Origin of the sequence: Pseudomonas fluorescens (assembly GCF_001623525.1) — a bacterium.
GTDB classification, from domain to species: Bacteria; Pseudomonadota; Gammaproteobacteria; order Pseudomonadales; family Pseudomonadaceae; genus Aquipseudomonas; species Aquipseudomonas fluorescens_Q.
Genome location: NZ_CP015225.1, coordinates 3,486,101 through 3,501,002, shown reverse-complemented (window position 1 = coordinate 3,501,002; position 14,902 = coordinate 3,486,101). Strand labels below are relative to the sequence as shown.

Genomic DNA, 14,902 nt, shown 5'->3' with positions numbered 1-14,902 from the left:
GATACTGGAGTCCCCCCATGAAGATCACACCGATCCTCACGCAGTTGCGTGAGCACTGTCCGACGCTTGCCCAGCGTGTGGCCGCAGGTTTTGACCTCGCCACGCTGCAAGCCGAGACCCCGCTGCAACCCCCCTGCGCCTATGTCCTGCCCACCGCCGACATTGCCAGCAAGAACGCGGCTCAGAACGTCACGCTGCAAGCGGTGCGCGATCGCTTCGATGCCGTGCTGGTGCTCGACGCCATTGACGCGACAAAAGCGCTGGATCTGTTGCACGACCTGCGGGCCGAACTGTGGCGCGCGCTGGTGGGGTTCAAGCCGGGCGCCGAGTACACCGGCATTGAATACGACGGCAGCGAACTGGTTTCCATCAATAGCAGCCGTGTGCTGTACCGGCTGCGCTTTTTCGCCGAGTTCCAGTTGGGTCGCAATCTGGCGAGCCAGCCTGCCGAAAGCTGGCACGAGCGTGAACTGGACGGCTTGTCGTCCTTTACCGGGGCCACCGTGCGGGTCGATGCCATCGACCCGGCGGACCCCAATCTGAAACGTCCCGGCCCCGACGGGCGCGTGGAACTGACTTTCTCTGGAGACGTAACCCCATGAGCAAACGCATCACTGTGCTGCCGGCCCCGGGCCGTGCCGTACCGGACCCGGAAGCGGGCGATCTGTTGCCCCTCGAAGGCCGTGAAGTGCCAGACAACGCCTGGTGGCGTCGACGTCTGGCCGACGGCGATATCACTACCAAAGCCGTGAAAGCGGCAAAACCACAGGGAGCCAAATAATGGCGATCGGATTCAGCAACATTCCCGCGGACATTCGTGTTCCGCTGTTCTACGCCGAAATGGACAACTCGGCCGCCAATAGCGCGTCATCGGCCATGCGCCGGTTGATCGTCGCCCAGGTCAACGACAATGTCGCCCCGGCCGATGTCGGCAAACTGGTGCTGGTGTCCAGCGTCGCGCTGGCCAGGAACATCGGTGGGCAGGGTTCGATGCTCGCGTCGATGTACGAGACCTGGCGCAAGACGGACCCCCTCGGTGAAATCTGGTGCCTGCCGCTGCACAACGTCGAAGGCGCCATTGCCCAGGGCGTGCTGACCTTCACCGGCGAGGCGACTGAAAGCGGTGTGCTCAGCCTGTACGTTGGCGGTGTACGCGTCCAGGCCGCCATCGTCAACGGCGCCACGGCGGCCCAGGCCGCCACTGCGCTGGCCTTGAAAATCAACGCGGCCGCTGACCTGCCGGTGGCCGCTGCGGCCGCCGAAGGTGTCGTGACGCTCCGCGCCAAATGGACCGGTGACAGCGGCAACGACATCAACCTGCAATTCAATCGCCTGGGCAAGAGCAATGGCGAAAACACCCCGGCGGGGCTGACCGCCGCCATCACTGCGATGACCGGCGGTGCCGGCGTGCCGGACCAGACCGCTGCCGTCGCAGCCCTGGGCGACGAACCCTTCGAGTTCATCGCCATGCCCTGGTCCGATGTGGCGAGCCTCAACACCTGGCAAGCGGTCATGGACGACAACACCGGTCGCTGGTCCTGGGCCAAGCAGTTGTTCGGCCATGTCTACAGCGCCAAGCGCGGCACCATTGGCACCCTGGTTGCCGCCGGACAGGCGCGCAACGACCAGCACATGACCCTCCAGGCGCTGGAGCTGGGCGTACCGCAACCGTTCTGGGTCCAGGCCGCGGCCTTGGCGGCGCGTACGGCGGTGTTCATCTCCGCCGACGCCAGCCGTCCGACCCAGAGCGGCAGCCTGCCAGGCTTGGACCCGGCACCGGCCAGCGAGCGTTTCACCCTGACCGAGCGCCAGTCGCTGCTCAACTACGGCATCGCCACGGCGTATTACGAAGGTGGCTACGTACGCATCCAGCGTTCCATCACCACGTATCAGAAGAATGCCTTCGGCCAGGCCGACAACTCCTACCTGGACAGCGAAACCATGCACCAGTCGGCGTTCATCGTCCGCCGCCTGCAAAGCGTGATCACCAGCAAGTACGGTCGCCACAAACTGGCCTCCGACGGCACCCGTTTCGGCGCCGGCCAGCCCATCGTGACCCCGAGCACCATCCGCGGCGAACTGATCGCGCAATACGCCAAGCTCGAGCTGGAAGGCCACGTGGAAAACGCTGAGCTGTTCGCCGAGCACTTGATCGTCGAGCGCGACAGCCAGGACCCGAGCCGGGTCAATGTGCTGTTCCCACCGGACTACATCAACGGCCTGCGGGTGTTCGCGCTGCTCAACCAATTCCGCCTGCAATACGACGCCGCCGCCTGACGGTAGCACTCAGTCGCATGCATTCAGCCCACCTTGCGTGGGCTTTTTATTTGAAGGGAGAAACACCATGGGTCAACTGATTGCGGGCACCTGCTACGTCAAAGTGGACGGCGCTCAACTGACCATCAATGGCGGCTGCGAAGCGCCACTGATGTTCACCAAACGCGAAACCGTCGTACCGGGTTTCTACAAGGAAACCGACATCGCCCCGTCCTTCAAGGTCACGGCGCTGCACACCGCGGACTTCCCGCTCAAGCAACTGGTCGCCGGCACCGACATGACCGTCACCTGCGAATTCAACAACGGCAAGGTCTATGTGTTGGCCGGCGCCTACCTGGTGGAAGAGCCGGTGTCCAAGGGGGACGACGCCACCATCGAGCTGAAATTCGAAGGCATCAAGGGGACCTGGCAATGACCGATGTCGTGACGCTGCGCGTGGCCATCGAGGCCCACGGCGAGCCGTTGAGCGAACTGACCCTGCGCCGTCCGACGGTGCAGGAAGTGCGGGCGATCAAGGCGCTGCCGTACAAGATCGACAAGAGCGAGGAGGTGAGCCTGGACATGGACGTTGCGGCCAAATACATCGCGGTGTGCGCCGGCATCCCGCCGTCGTCGGTCAACCAGTTGGACCTGGCTGACCTCAACGCCTTGAGCTGGGCCGTGGCGAGTTTTTTCATGAGTGCGGCGTCGCAGCCATCGGCGACCTGATCGCCGCCGCCTATGACCTGGCCTGGTTCTGGAAGGTTGACCCCGAACAGATGATGGCCAGGCCACTGGATGTGCTCCGCGAATCCTTGGAGCACGCGCAACGGATCAATGCGACGCAGCAGGTGCAGTGATGGCAGACACACAAACGGTAGAGAAAAAAGCGGTGCTGCTGACGGGCATCGATGAGCTGTCACCCAAGCTCGCCGGCCTTCGTACGAAGGTCGCGAGTTTCAAGCAGAACCTCGACGCCACGGGCCTGGGCAGCCTGGATATTTCCGGTCTGCTGCCCAGCGGCGGCCTGGCCCAGCCCTTTATGGACGGGCTCAAGTCGGCGCTGGCCTTCAAGGACGAAGTAGGCGCGGCGAGCGCGGCGGCCAGTGCTGTCCAGACGCCTGACGCGCCCCGTGTAGCGGCACAGAACCTGGAAGGATTGAAGACTTCCATCAGCAACGTGTCGGTGCAGTTCGGCTCGGCCCTGGGGCCTGCTGTCAACGCGGTGGCGGTCAGTTTGCAGCCCATGGTCAACGGCGTGGCCCAGGTCCTGCAGGACAACCCGCAACTGGTACAAGGCCTGGCGAATGGCGTCGTGGCGTTCAACGCGATCCAGATGGCGGTCAGCGGCGCGAGCCAGGCGTTCGAAGTGGTGAACCAGGCCTTGAAGATGAACCCCATCGGCTTGATTGCCATGGGCATCGCCTTGGCGGCAGGGATGATCATCGCCCACTGGACGCCGATTTCAGCGTTCTTCGCCGGACTCTGGCAGAGGCTTGCGCCGATCGTCCTGCCGATGGTCGAGTTCTTCAAGACGATGTTCGCCTTTACCCCGATGGGGCAGGTGATCAGCAACTGGGCTCCGATCAGCAGCTTTTTTGGCGCCCTCTGGAATGTGGTCGTGGCGGCGGCAACGCCGGTCATCGGTTTCATGCAGACGCTGTTCGCCTGGTCACCCTTGGGTTTGATCATTGCCAATTGGGCGCCCCTGACCGGGTTATTCGCGGCGATCTGGGACCTGCTCAAGGCCTTGACCGTACCGGTGATGGACGCCTTGAAAGGCCTGTTCGACTGGACACCGTTGGGACTGATCATGGCCAATTGGGGCACGATCGGTGAAGTCTTCGCCGGGATCTGCGAAGGCGTGCGCAATCAGGTGGCGATCATGCTGGCGGTGTTCAGCGGCCTGTTCGACTGGTCGCCCATCGAGGGCCTCACCCAACAGTGGGGGCCGGTGGGCGAGTGGTTCAGCCAGTGGTGGAACGAGTTGCAGGCGGTGATTGCGCCGATCAAGGCGTTTTTCAGCGGCGGCTTCGGCGAGATGATCACCTCGTTCACCGCTAAGGTCGAGGGCTTGACCGAGGCGCAGCGCGCCACCAACGTCGAAGGCAAAGGGGAGCTGGCGCCGGCGTTTTTTGGCGCGGCCAACGAGCAGCCTCCGGGCCTGTCGTCCAGCCTGGCGCCAGCCTCCGCCAACGTTCTGGCGAAGACCTCGCTGGCGCCGGGTACGTTGCCACAAACCTCCAGCGCCCTGGTGCAACAAAGCGCCGCCAATAACCGCACGCAACTCGAAGGCGGCCTGACCGTGCGCTTCGAAAACGCGCCGGCCGGGCTGCGCGCCGATCCGCCCCAGACCAATCAACCGGCCCTGGCGGTGAGTTCGCGCATCGGCTATCGCTCACTTTCCACAGGAGGCTCCAATGAGCTGGCGTGATCGTTTGTTGCCGGCGTCGTTTCGTGGCGTCGGGTTCTGGGTCGATCAGGCGAAAACCCCGGTCGGCCACAAAGGTCAGTTGCATGAATATCCGCAGCGTGACCAGCCGTTTTTCGAGGGGCTCGGCCAGCAGGCGAAGATTCATGAGTTGACCGCGTTCATCGTCGGCCCCGATTGCCTGGAGCAGCGCGACAAGCTGCTCAAGGCCTTGGAGCAGGGCAGCGGCGAACTGGTGCATCCATGGCTGGGGCGCCTGCAGGTCAAGGTCGGCGAGTGCGACATGACCCAGACCCGTCAGGACGGCGGGTTGGTGACGTTCGCCCTGAAGTTTTATCCCGACCAGCCGCTGCAATTCCCTTCGGCCACGATCAACAGCCAGAAACTGCTGCTGGTCTCGGCCGACAGCTTTCTCGGTTCGGCGGTGCGGCGCTTCGAAGACGCCATGACCTTGCTCAAGGCCGCACGGATCGGCATCGCTGACCTGCGCAACAGCCTCAAGGAAATCTACGGCGTGATCGAGCAGGAGCTCAAGCCGTTGATCGAGACCTATCGGCAACTCAGCGATCTGGTCAAGGCGGTGAAAGCGTTGCCCAAGGAGGTGGTGGCCGAGTTCAAGGGGTTGCTGGGCGACATCCGCGAGCTGAAGGACTTTGCCCGTGACGGCTATCGCGGCGTGATTGCCAGCGTGTCGCAACAGGTGGAGGCCATTCGCAAGGCCGACGCGCCCAAACTCACCACCGGCAAGGACACCATGGCGGCGGCCCAGGCCGTGGCCGACCTGGTACAGGACACCCTGCTGGTGCAGGCCGCGCAATGGATTGCGGCGATGCCGGTGGCGGCGCCTGTGGTCAAGTTGGGCGCTACGCCGTCGGTGGCGCAACAGGCCATGCAACCGGTCCAGCGCCGGGACGTACCGGTGGCCGACGATGTGCTGGCCCTGCGCGATGCCCTTAACGAGGCGATCTGGCAGGCCTCCCTCAAGGCTGATCCGGAGCACTACCAGGCGATGAACAACCTGCGCCAGCAAATGGCCGCGCATCTGACGGCGGTGGCGTCTTCGGGCGTCAGGCTGATCAACCTGTCGTTCAAGCAAAGCCTGCCGGCGCTGGTGGTGGCATATCAGCAATTCGCCGATGCCACCCGGGTGACGGAGGTGACCCAGCGTAACGGCGTCGCCCATCCTGGTTTCCTGCCGCCCAATGACCTGAAAGTCTCGGGGGAGTAAGCCATGAGCGAACTCGACAACGCTGTCTCGCTTACTATCGGCGGTTTGGATTACGGCGGCTGGAAAAGCGTGGAAATCAGTGCGGACCTGGAGCGCCAGTTCCGCACCTTCAAACTCGACATCACCTGGCAATGGCCGGGGCAGACCCAAGCTGTGCCGATCCGTCCGGGCGATGAATGCCAGGTGCGCATTGGTGCCGATCTGGTCCTCAGCGGATATGTATTCAAGGCACCGGTCAGCTATGACGGTCGGCAGATCAGCCTGAGCATTGAAGGCGCTTCCAAGACCCAGGACCTGGTGGACTGCGCGGCGATCAACCGCCCGACCCAATGGCGTGGGCAAACGCTGCTGAGCATCGTCCAGGCCCTGGCATCGCAATACGGCGTGGGGGTCGTCAGCGAGATCCCTGAAACCGCACGGTTGAGCGAACACAGCATCGTGCCGGGGGAAACGGTCTTTCAATCCATCGACCGTTTGCTGACGTTGTTCCGAGTGTTCTCCACCGATGACGCGCAAGGACGTGTGTTGCTGGCCAAACCCGGTAGCGGTGGGCGGGCCAGTGATGTGTTGGAACTGGGCAAGAACATTCTGTCGGGCAACGCGCCGATGGACTACAGCCAGGTGTTCTCCGAATACCGGGTCATCGGCCAGCACAAGGGCAACGATCAGCAGAGCGGGGCGGCGGTGAGCGAAGTCTCTGGCACTGCCACCGATCTGGGCTTCAAGCGCAAGCGGGTGACGGTGATCAGCGAGAGTGCGCAATTGACCTTCGAACTGGCCCAGCAACGGGCTGATTGGGAAAGCGCCATCCGCACCGGCAAGGCCTTGACCACCACCTACCGCGTGCAAGGCTGGCGCCAGGCCAATGGTGACTTGTGGCGGCACAACACCTTGGTACGGGTGATCGACCCGGTGCTGGGGTTCGACGGTGACATGCTGATTTCCAAAGTGACGTACTCGCTGTCGGCCCAAGGCTCCGTCACCACCCTGCAAGTCGCGCCGCCGCATACCTTCGACGCCAATCCGATGCCGCCAAAACCCTGAGCCCCACGCCGACGCCTGCCCACCACAGTCCCCCTGTGGGAGCGAGCTTGCTCGCGATGGCGGCAGTGCAGCCAATAGAGACGTTGATCCGAACACCGCGTTCAAGTCCCCGATTCTCAAGGAAACCTCAATGAGCCTACTGACCCGCCTCCTGGCGCGCGGCACTGTCGTGCTCGCCCATTCGGCCACCAAGTTGCAGTCGCTGCAAATGCGCCTCACCGCCGGCGAAGTGAACGACGACATGGAGCATTTCGAACCCTACGGCTTCACCAGCAACCCGCTGGCCGGTGCCGAGGGCATTGCCACGTTCCTGGGGGGCGACCGTTCCCATGCCGTGGTCCTGGTGGTCGCCGATCGCCGCTTCCGCCTCCAGGCCCTGGCCCCCGGCGAAGTGGCGCTCTACACCGACGAAGGCGACAAGATCCATTTCAAGCGCGGCCGTGTCATCGACATCGACACCGCCATCCTGAACATCCGCGCCAGCAGTGCGGTGAACATCGACAGCCCGGTCATCAACCACACCGGCAAGATCGTTTCCAAGGGCGACCAGATCGCCGGCGGTATCAGCCAGATCAAACACGTGCATGTCGGTGTACAGGCCGGCAACGGCCAGACCGGTGCGCCGGCGGGAGGGCCATGATGTTCATCAGCCAGAACCTGCACGCGGCGCTGACCCGCTCGGTGCTGATCAGCCTGTTCACCTGGCGTCGCGCCGCTGACGACGATGCCGTCGACGATGACGAACGTTTCGGCTGGTGGGGCGACACCTTTCCCACCGTTGCCGACGACCGCATCGGCTCGCGGCTGTGGCTGTTGCGACGGGTCAAGCTGACCCGCCAAACCCAGATCGATGCCGAATTCTATGCCCGCGAAGCCTTGCAATGGCTGATCGACGACGGCCATTGCAAGGCCATCGACATCATCAGCGAACGCCTCGACGCCCAACGCCTGAACCTGCGCACGGTCCTGACCCTGGCTGACGGCGAGCGCCTGGACATCAACCCCGATAATAGTTGGCAGGTGACCTATGCCGTTTGAAACCCCTTCGCTGCCGGTGCTGATCAAGCGCGCCCAAAGCGACCTGGCCAGCGATTCGCTGCGCCAGTCCGATGCCCAAGTGCTGGCCCGCACCCTGGGTGGCGCCGCCTATGGCTTGTATGGCTACCTGGACTGGATCGCCGAGCAGATCCTGCCGGACAAGGCCGATGAATCCACCCTTGAGCGCATCGCTGCCCTGCGCCTGAACCAGGCGCGCAAAGCGGCCCAGGTGGCCAGCGGCAGTGTCAGTTTCACCGCCACCGCTGGCGCGGTACTGGATGTCGACACGCTGTTGCAATCCACCGATGGCCGCACATTCAAAGTGACCACCGCCCGCACTACCAGCAATGGCCTGAACAGCTCCACCATCGCCGCACTGGACGCTGGCAGCCTGGGCAACGCCGACGCCGGCCTGGTGCTGACGCCAGTCCAACCGATTCTCGGCATTGGCAGTAGCTTCACCGTGTTGGCGCCGGGGCTGACCGGCGGTGTTGCCCGGGAAAGCCTCGAATCCCTGCGGGCGCGGGTGATCCGTTCCTATCGCGTCATTCCTCACGGCGGTTCGGCCCAGGACTATGAAACGTGGGCCCTGGAGTGCCCTGGCATTACCCGCGCGTGGTGCCGTGGCAGCTACCTGGGACCGGGCACTGTCGGACTTTTCGTGATGCGGGACGACGATCCGCAACCGATCCCCAACGCGGAGCAACTGGAAGAGGTCCGGGCCTACATCGAGCCCTTGCGTCCGGTGACCGCCGAGTTGCACGTGCTGGCGCCAACGCAGGTGCCGGTGAGTTACAGGCTGCGCATCACCCCGGACACCAGCGCCGTGCGCGCGGCCGTCGAGGCGCAGCTGCGCGACCTGCACAACCGCGAAGCCGGCCTCGGCGAAACGCTGTTGCTGAGCCATATCGCTGAAGCCATCAGCAGCGCCACCGGCGAAACCGACCACCAACTCAGCGCACCAGTCGCCGATGTCGTCGCCGCCAGCAACCAGTTGCTGACGTTCGGAGGCTGCACATGGCTGGAATAAGAGCCGCCGAACAGTACCAGGCCCAACTGCGCAGCCTGCTGCCCAGCGGTCCGGCGTGGGATCCGGAGCGTGTGCCGGAACTGGACGACGTGCTGCAAGGCATCGCCCAGGAGCTGGCCCGCCTCGACGCCCGTGCCGCCGACTTGCTCAACGAGATGGACCCGGCGGGCGTAAGTGAGTTGGTGCCGGACTGGGAGCGGGTGATGAACCTGCCTGATCCGTGCCTGGGCGCCACGCCGCTGTATGACGATCGTCGCTTGGCGGTACGCCGACGGTTGTTGGCGGTGGGCAGCCAGGCCATTGCGTATTACGTGGAAATCGCCAAGAGCCAGGGCTACCCCAACGCCACCATCACCGAACTCAAGGCACCGCGCATGGGGCGCGCACGGTTCGGCGAAGCGCATTTCGGTACCTGGCAGGCGCAGTTCATGTGGACCCTCAATACCGGCGGCCGCCTGCTGCTGGGGCGGCGTTTTGGTGCGAGCTATTGGGGGGAGCGTTTTGGCGTCAATCCCGGTTCGGCGCTGGAATGCCTGATCCACCGCAGCGCACCGGCGCATACCAAGGTTCACATCAATTATGACTAGGGAGTAGACGGATGGATTATCCGAAGAGTGTGCCCAGCGCCGGATTGGTGAATGGGAAGTTCGTGGATGAAAACCCCTTGACCGGAACGCCCGGGTCGTTGATTCCGGCGGCTTGGGGTAACGGTGTGACGCAGGAAATCGTGAATGTCATCAAGGCGGGGGATCTGACGCCAGATGAAACCCAAAACGATCAATTGCTCGAGGCGATTCAGTCAGTCACCGCCAAGGGCTGGAACCAGGACCTCGCGCTTCCGATCACCGCCTTACCGCTGCCAACGATTGCAACAGCGGACGCCCGCTTGGCGATAACGCCAATGGCGCTGTCCACCAGCGGCGGCCGTGTCTCGATTCCGGCGGGTGTGTACATCAGCATTGGACAAGAGGTGGTAAGTGGGCGGTTGGGTCGATCCCGTACTTACGTGACGGCGGCCTGGAGCAGCGCCGACTTGTTGCCCAGCGCTAGCTATTTTCTTAGAGCGCAGGTCATAGGCGGCGCGCTGACGTTCTATATGCAGCGTGGAAGCCTGTATGACCCTTCGCCGGAATCCTTGAAGGGGACTGTCAACGGAGCGTCCGGCGGCGGCTTTGCGTCCACCCCCCTGGACATGTGCCTGGCCTGGGTGATGACCGGGGCGCCGGGCTCCTTGCCGACGATTCGCACGATCTACAACCGTGCTCAATTGACCTGGACGCAAACGGTAAATGGTACCGGGGTGGTGTATCTGCCGCTTGATCCCCATGCGCGTGCGGCGCGGCTTGTGGCGGGGAATCCGACACCCTCTCCGAGTGCCGTGACTTCACTGGCGTTTGTTCAGGCCGGGTGGGTTGGGGGCAACTACAGCTATTTGTCACCTGCTTTGCAAAGTATCAGCAACAATGCGGTGGGCTGGAGCACCCCCGCAAACCCGTATATGTGTGTGCTGTTCTCCAATAACGTTGTCAACGACGTTACGGTTTCTACTGTCACAGCCAGTTTTGATCACTCTCAATCTCGTTCGCTTTGGCAGTGCTTTCAGGCGGAGCACACATTGGGTGCCACCACTGCTGATAGCGACGAGCTGTTGCTGAGCATGGGAATCAAGGGGCACCAGGCATTAACCGATTACAGCGTGGGTATTGCCGTCAACTTTACCAATGCGATCAATGTTCACCTGTCCTGGGAGCTGATCCGATGAAAGTCATTCAAGAACTGCACCAGTACGAGGATGGACTTCGCCCGCCTTCACCTTCTTCCGCCCATACCTGGGAGGACGGCGCCTGGGTACTGACTGAAGAGAATGCTGCCGAGCTGTTACGCCAGGAAGCCGAACGCCTGTGCATCAAGGTCGATGCCGCTGCCGATAGCGCCCGTCGCAGGTTGGCCGGAGATCCATTGCGGGCCTTGGAATACCAACAAGCCGCCCTGGAAGCGCAGGCCTTCAAGGATCAGGGCTATCCGAAAAAAACCGTCCCATTGGCCGTTTCTTCGTGGGTCGTGAAAGGGCGCACAGCCAGGCAGGCGGCGGATCAGATTCTCGCCAAGGCTGCCGAGTTTGAAGCGAACCTGCTGGCGCTTCGCGAGCTGCGCCTCAAGGCCAAGACACAGATTCGCGCGCACATGGCCAAAGGCAAGGTGGATCTTGCGGCTCAGGCCGCTGATGACGTGCTCGCGACCCTCCGAGCGCTACCTCTTCACGCTTGAGCCCTGTCTCATAGAGAGAAAATAGAACATGGATTATCCAAAAAGTGTTCCCAGCGTCGGGCTGGTGAACGGTCGGTTCGTGGATGAAAACCCGGTCGAAGGTTCGCCGGGATCCCTGATCCCCGCCGTATGGGGCAACAGCGTCACACAGGAGATTCTGGCGGTGATTTCGGGCGCCGATATGACTCCATCCGAAGCAGACACCCAGCAGCTTTTCAAAGCCGTTCAGAAAATCATCGGTACGACCACTCCTACGCGTTCGGTGATTACGCGTCTGGCCCTGTCGAAAGTCCTGACGGCAAGTGAACTGGGTCTCGTATTGATTGACGCCAATGCTGGCGCCACCACGATCGGGTTGCCCTCGTCCAACGTCGGACTGGGTGTTCGAGATGTCATCATTCGACGCCTGGACAATAGCGGTAGTCGTCTTGTGGTTCAGGCCGCCGGTGCGGACCGAATCAAGTTCCACACCCACCTTTCGGCTACCGGTTATTCATTTATCGTATTAATGGGCAGTGGTGACTGGTGGCATTTGCGCAGTGACGGTGCCGGGAACTGGTGGCCCATGGGACGCTTTGACAATACGCCCTTGGGACGCCCGTTTTTTGAAACGACCATCCAACTGAGCCCAGGAGGTTACGGTGCACTAAATGGCACAGTCATGAAACGTGCTGAATGGCCATGGCTCTGGGATCACGCCCAACAGTCCGGAATGCTCGGTATCGAGGCCACTCGGGAAGGCAATGAGGGCAAATGGAGTTCCGGTGATGGCGTACTCACGTTTCGTGCGCCAGAAGGGCGGGGGGAGTTCCTGCGAATCCTGGACGAAGGGCGCTCTGTGGATCCCGGACGGGCGATTGGGACCTTTCAAGCCGGCACTACGCATTCCCATGCGTTTGGGGCACAAGGCGCCGGTGCGATGGGATCAAGATGGTCCGATAGCCTTACCGGATTCGGTGTCAATACCCGCGAAGAAATCAAAATTGTTGGAGACTTGGTAAACGGTGGTCCGATATTTCCTGTCGGGACCACTTACCAGATGGATACGGCCAATACGCTGCTCTACTCCTTCAAATCCCGCCCGCGCAACATCGCCTATCCTGCGCGTATAAAACTAATCTGAGGTGCCTGTGTTTTATTATCTATTCGATAACGCCGGCGCATTGTCCGGGCCCGTGGAGTTCTCCGTAACGCCGGGTATTGGCGTTCAGATCCCCAGTAATGCTGTTGGAATTTCGTTTGAGCTCCCCCCTCCTGAAAAGGGTCGTACGTGGGCGCTGGTGAATAATGTTCCTCGAGAGGTGGTTGATCATCGCGGTTTGGTTTATCGCAAGGAGGATGGCGGCCAGCAGATCTGGGGCGAACTTGGAGAGTTGCCGGATGTATTCACTAGGGAACCCTGGCCGGGCAATTACCATATCTGGAGAGACCCTACCTGGCAGTTCGACGCTGAGTCACAATTGAACGACGTCAAGGTCCAGGTTTTCGCCGAACGGGATGCTCTTCTTCGCGATGCAGTTCTGCGTATAGCGCCCCTGCAATACGCCGAAGACATCGGCGACGCCAGCGACCAAGAACAACTGGCGCTGATGGAGTGGAAACTCTATAGCGTTGAATTGAATCGTATCCAGCATCAGATCGGTTTTCCTACCGATATCAACTGGCCTGTCATGCCTGAGTCTGCCGCTTAAGTAACCCACGGCGAAACGTCAGAACTCCACGTGGCAGCGGGTCGCCGCTATTCGATAACAGCAGGGCCGTTGCAACGGGGACGACGGCGGCGGTACGACATTGGACCAAGCACAATACACACAGCTCTAGGCTTATCGCCGAGCTCTGAGGGATTGGCCGCAGGATGAGAACTTTCCAGCCACTAAATATCGCCCGGTTGCGCCGTCCTGGCTGGCCGGACATCTTTGATCACGCACTTGCGATGACCTGAATATGGACCTTACGCAGCAGCAACTTATCAACATCATGCCCAACGCCCGCGCCCAAGCGGGCGTTTTTATTTCCGCGCTGAACACCGCGATGGCCCGCTATCGTATCGACACACCCAAACGCATGGCCGCGTTCCTGGCCCAGGTCGGTCATGAGTCGGGACAATTGCGTTATGTGCGCGAGCTGGGCAGCGAGCAATACCTGAGCAAATACGATACCGGAACCCTGGCCGTTCGCCTGGGCAACTCGCCCCAGGCTGACGGCGACGGCCAGAAGTATCGCGGCCGAGGACTGATCCAGATTACCGGCCATGACAATTATCGTCGCTGTAGTCTTGGCTTGTTCGGTGATGAACGGCTGCTGGCGCTGCCTGAGCTTCTTGAGCAGCCGCAATGGGCATCCGAATCCGCCGCTTGGTTCTGGGAGCAGAGCGGCTTGAACGAGCTGGCCGATCGTGATCAGTTCAACACCATCACCCGGCGCATTAATGGCGGTTTGAACGGCCTGGAAGACCGCCTGCAATTGTGGGCGCGGGCGAGGGAGGTGTTATGCCAACCTTCGACCTGATGCCTTTTTCGTCTCGCGCCCTGGGCATTGTTGTGTTGCTCGCGCTGCTGGCCGGTGGCTCGGCGATGCTCGCGTGGCGGTGCCAGGACTGGCGTTACGGACAGCAGTTGGCCCGACTCGCACAGTCCCAGGCCGAGACGCTTAATCAAATGACCCAAGCGGCCGCGACGCAGCAAAAGACCGAGCAAGACAAACGTCTGGCCCTTGAGCAGCAGCTGTCCGCCAGCGAACAAACCCATTACCGAGCCTTGAGCGATGCCCAACGTAACCAGGATCGCCTGCGCGATCGCCTTGCTACTGCCGATGTCCGGCTGTCAGTCCTCCTCGACGCCAACGATGTTGCCGCCGGTTGTGCAGTGCCTGCCGCCACCGGCGCCGGCGGCCTGGATCATGGCGCCCCACGCGCCCGACTTGACCCGGCGCATGCTCAACGAATTATCGCCATCACCGACGCCGGTGATCGCGGATTGATTGCCTTGCAGGCCTGTCAGGCCTATATCAGAGCGCTGGATCGGTAATCCGCCAAGCCTTGCAAGCTTCCATTGCTCGTGTACGGTAGGCCTCAATTGTGTGGAATCAGGAGAGCACCATGGACGACATCACCGAACTGGCCGCTGAGCTGGGCAGGCGCCTGCAGTTGCTCAATGCCCACGTCACCACGGCTGAGTCCTGCACGGGCGGCGGGATTGCCGAGGCGATTACCCGGATTCCCGGGAGTTCGGCCTGGTTCGAGGCGGGTTACGTCACCTATTCCAATCGCCAGAAGACCCAGCAGTTGGACGTACCGGCCGAGTTGTTCGGCACGGTAGGGGCGGTCAGCCGCGAGGTGGTCGAGGCCATGGTGCGAGGCGCCCAGCATAAAAGCCTGGCGCGTTTTGCCGTGGCGGTCAGCGGTGTAGCAGGGCCGGATGGTGGTTCGCCGAACAAGCCGGTGGGCACGGTGTGGCTGGCCTGGGGCGTTGGCGAAGCGGTGATCAGCGAGCAGCGATTCTTTGCAGGCAACCGCGACGAGGTCCGCCGACAAACGGTGAAGGCCGCGCTAGAGGGGCTGCTGCAACATGCCGCTGTAGAAATCTCAAATCAGGGGTAGGCGATCCTC

General features: G+C 62.1%; 19 protein-coding genes. All 19 read left to right on the top strand.

All coding sequences use genetic code 11. The annotated features are described in order from the left end of the window. Positions 1 to 17: 17 nt before the first annotated feature. On the top strand, positions 18 to 602 hold the full coding sequence (locus TK06_RS15090) for a phage tail terminator protein (RefSeq protein ID WP_063322728.1): 585 nt from the start codon (positions 18 to 20) through the stop codon (positions 600 to 602). After that, complete coding sequence (locus tag TK06_RS15085; RefSeq protein WP_003198311.1) at positions 599 to 781, top strand: DUF2635 domain-containing protein; 183 nt, start codon at positions 599 to 601, stop codon at positions 779 to 781. The genes TK06_RS15090 and TK06_RS15085 overlap by 4 nt, the downstream gene beginning before the upstream one ends. After that, a complete protein-coding gene (locus TK06_RS15080; protein ID WP_063322727.1) occupies positions 781 to 2,277 on the top strand; it encodes a phage tail sheath subtilisin-like domain-containing protein in 1,497 nt (498 codons plus the stop codon). Before TK06_RS15085 ends, TK06_RS15080 begins: the two co-directional genes overlap by 1 nt. Positions 2,278 to 2,344: 67 nt before the next feature. Further along, positions 2,345 to 2,692 carry a phage tail tube protein gene (locus TK06_RS15075; protein ID WP_003198314.1) on the top strand — a complete coding sequence of 116 codons (348 nt, stop codon included), beginning with the start codon at positions 2,345 to 2,347 and terminating at the stop codon, positions 2,690 to 2,692. Continuing rightward, positions 2,689 to 2,985 (top strand): phage tail assembly protein, encoded by a 297-nt coding sequence (locus tag TK06_RS15070; RefSeq protein ID WP_045155211.1) that lies wholly within the window; start codon positions 2,689 to 2,691, stop codon positions 2,983 to 2,985. Before TK06_RS15075 ends, TK06_RS15070 begins: the two co-directional genes overlap by 4 nt. Before the next feature lie 130 nt (positions 2,986 to 3,115). After that, complete coding sequence (locus tag TK06_RS15065; protein WP_063322726.1) at positions 3,116 to 4,690, top strand: hypothetical protein; 1,575 nt, start codon at positions 3,116 to 3,118, stop codon at positions 4,688 to 4,690. Continuing rightward, positions 4,677 to 5,915 carry a DNA circularization protein gene (locus TK06_RS15060; protein ID WP_063322725.1) on the top strand — a complete coding sequence of 413 codons (1,239 nt, stop codon included), beginning with the start codon at positions 4,677 to 4,679 and terminating at the stop codon, positions 5,913 to 5,915. The genes TK06_RS15065 and TK06_RS15060 overlap by 14 nt, the downstream gene beginning before the upstream one ends. A 3-nt stretch (positions 5,916 to 5,918) precedes the next feature. Further along, positions 5,919 to 6,959 (top strand): phage baseplate assembly protein, encoded by a 1,041-nt coding sequence (locus TK06_RS15055; protein WP_063322724.1) that lies wholly within the window; start codon positions 5,919 to 5,921, stop codon positions 6,957 to 6,959. A 130-nt stretch (positions 6,960 to 7,089) separates the two neighbouring features. Then, on the top strand, positions 7,090 to 7,599 hold the full coding sequence (locus TK06_RS15050; RefSeq protein ID WP_063322723.1) for a phage baseplate assembly protein V: 510 nt from the start codon (positions 7,090 to 7,092) through the stop codon (positions 7,597 to 7,599). After that, complete coding sequence (locus TK06_RS15045; RefSeq protein WP_063322722.1) at positions 7,599 to 7,997, top strand: phage GP46 family protein; 399 nt, start codon at positions 7,599 to 7,601, stop codon at positions 7,995 to 7,997. The genes TK06_RS15050 and TK06_RS15045 overlap by 1 nt, the downstream gene beginning before the upstream one ends. Then, positions 7,987 to 9,027: a baseplate J/gp47 family protein gene (locus tag TK06_RS15040; RefSeq protein WP_063322721.1), complete on the top strand. Its 1,041-nt coding sequence runs from the start codon at positions 7,987 to 7,989 to the stop codon at positions 9,025 to 9,027. The genes TK06_RS15045 and TK06_RS15040 overlap by 11 nt, the downstream gene beginning before the upstream one ends. Continuing rightward, positions 9,015 to 9,614, top strand: a complete 600-nt coding sequence (locus TK06_RS15035) for a YmfQ family protein (protein ID WP_063322720.1) — start codon at positions 9,015 to 9,017, stop codon at positions 9,612 to 9,614. The genes TK06_RS15040 and TK06_RS15035 overlap by 13 nt, the downstream gene beginning before the upstream one ends. 11 nt (positions 9,615 to 9,625) lie before the next feature. After that, positions 9,626 to 10,789 (top strand): hypothetical protein, encoded by a 1,164-nt coding sequence (locus tag TK06_RS15030; protein WP_063322719.1) that lies wholly within the window; start codon positions 9,626 to 9,628, stop codon positions 10,787 to 10,789. After that, on the top strand, positions 10,786 to 11,295 hold the full coding sequence (locus tag TK06_RS15025; protein ID WP_063322718.1) for a hypothetical protein: 510 nt from the start codon (positions 10,786 to 10,788) through the stop codon (positions 11,293 to 11,295). Before TK06_RS15030 ends, TK06_RS15025 begins: the two co-directional genes overlap by 4 nt. 28 nt (positions 11,296 to 11,323) lie before the next feature. Then, positions 11,324 to 12,418 carry a hypothetical protein gene (locus TK06_RS15020; protein WP_063322717.1) on the top strand — a complete coding sequence of 365 codons (1,095 nt, stop codon included), beginning with the start codon at positions 11,324 to 11,326 and terminating at the stop codon, positions 12,416 to 12,418. Between the two features lie 7 nt (positions 12,419 to 12,425). Next, positions 12,426 to 12,986: a tail fiber assembly protein gene (locus TK06_RS15015; protein ID WP_063322716.1), complete on the top strand. Its 561-nt coding sequence runs from the start codon at positions 12,426 to 12,428 to the stop codon at positions 12,984 to 12,986. A 253-nt stretch (positions 12,987 to 13,239) separates the two neighbouring features. Then, a complete protein-coding gene (locus tag TK06_RS15010; RefSeq protein ID WP_063322715.1) occupies positions 13,240 to 13,803 on the top strand; it encodes a glycoside hydrolase family 19 protein in 564 nt (187 codons plus the stop codon). Then, positions 13,785 to 14,321, top strand: a complete 537-nt coding sequence (locus TK06_RS15005; RefSeq protein WP_063322714.1) for a lysis system i-spanin subunit Rz — start codon at positions 13,785 to 13,787, stop codon at positions 14,319 to 14,321. The genes TK06_RS15010 and TK06_RS15005 overlap by 19 nt, the downstream gene beginning before the upstream one ends. Positions 14,322 to 14,392: 71 nt before the next feature. Further along, positions 14,393 to 14,893, top strand: a complete 501-nt coding sequence (locus TK06_RS15000; protein WP_063322713.1) for a CinA family protein — start codon at positions 14,393 to 14,395, stop codon at positions 14,891 to 14,893. Positions 14,894 to 14,902 lie beyond the last annotated feature (9 nt).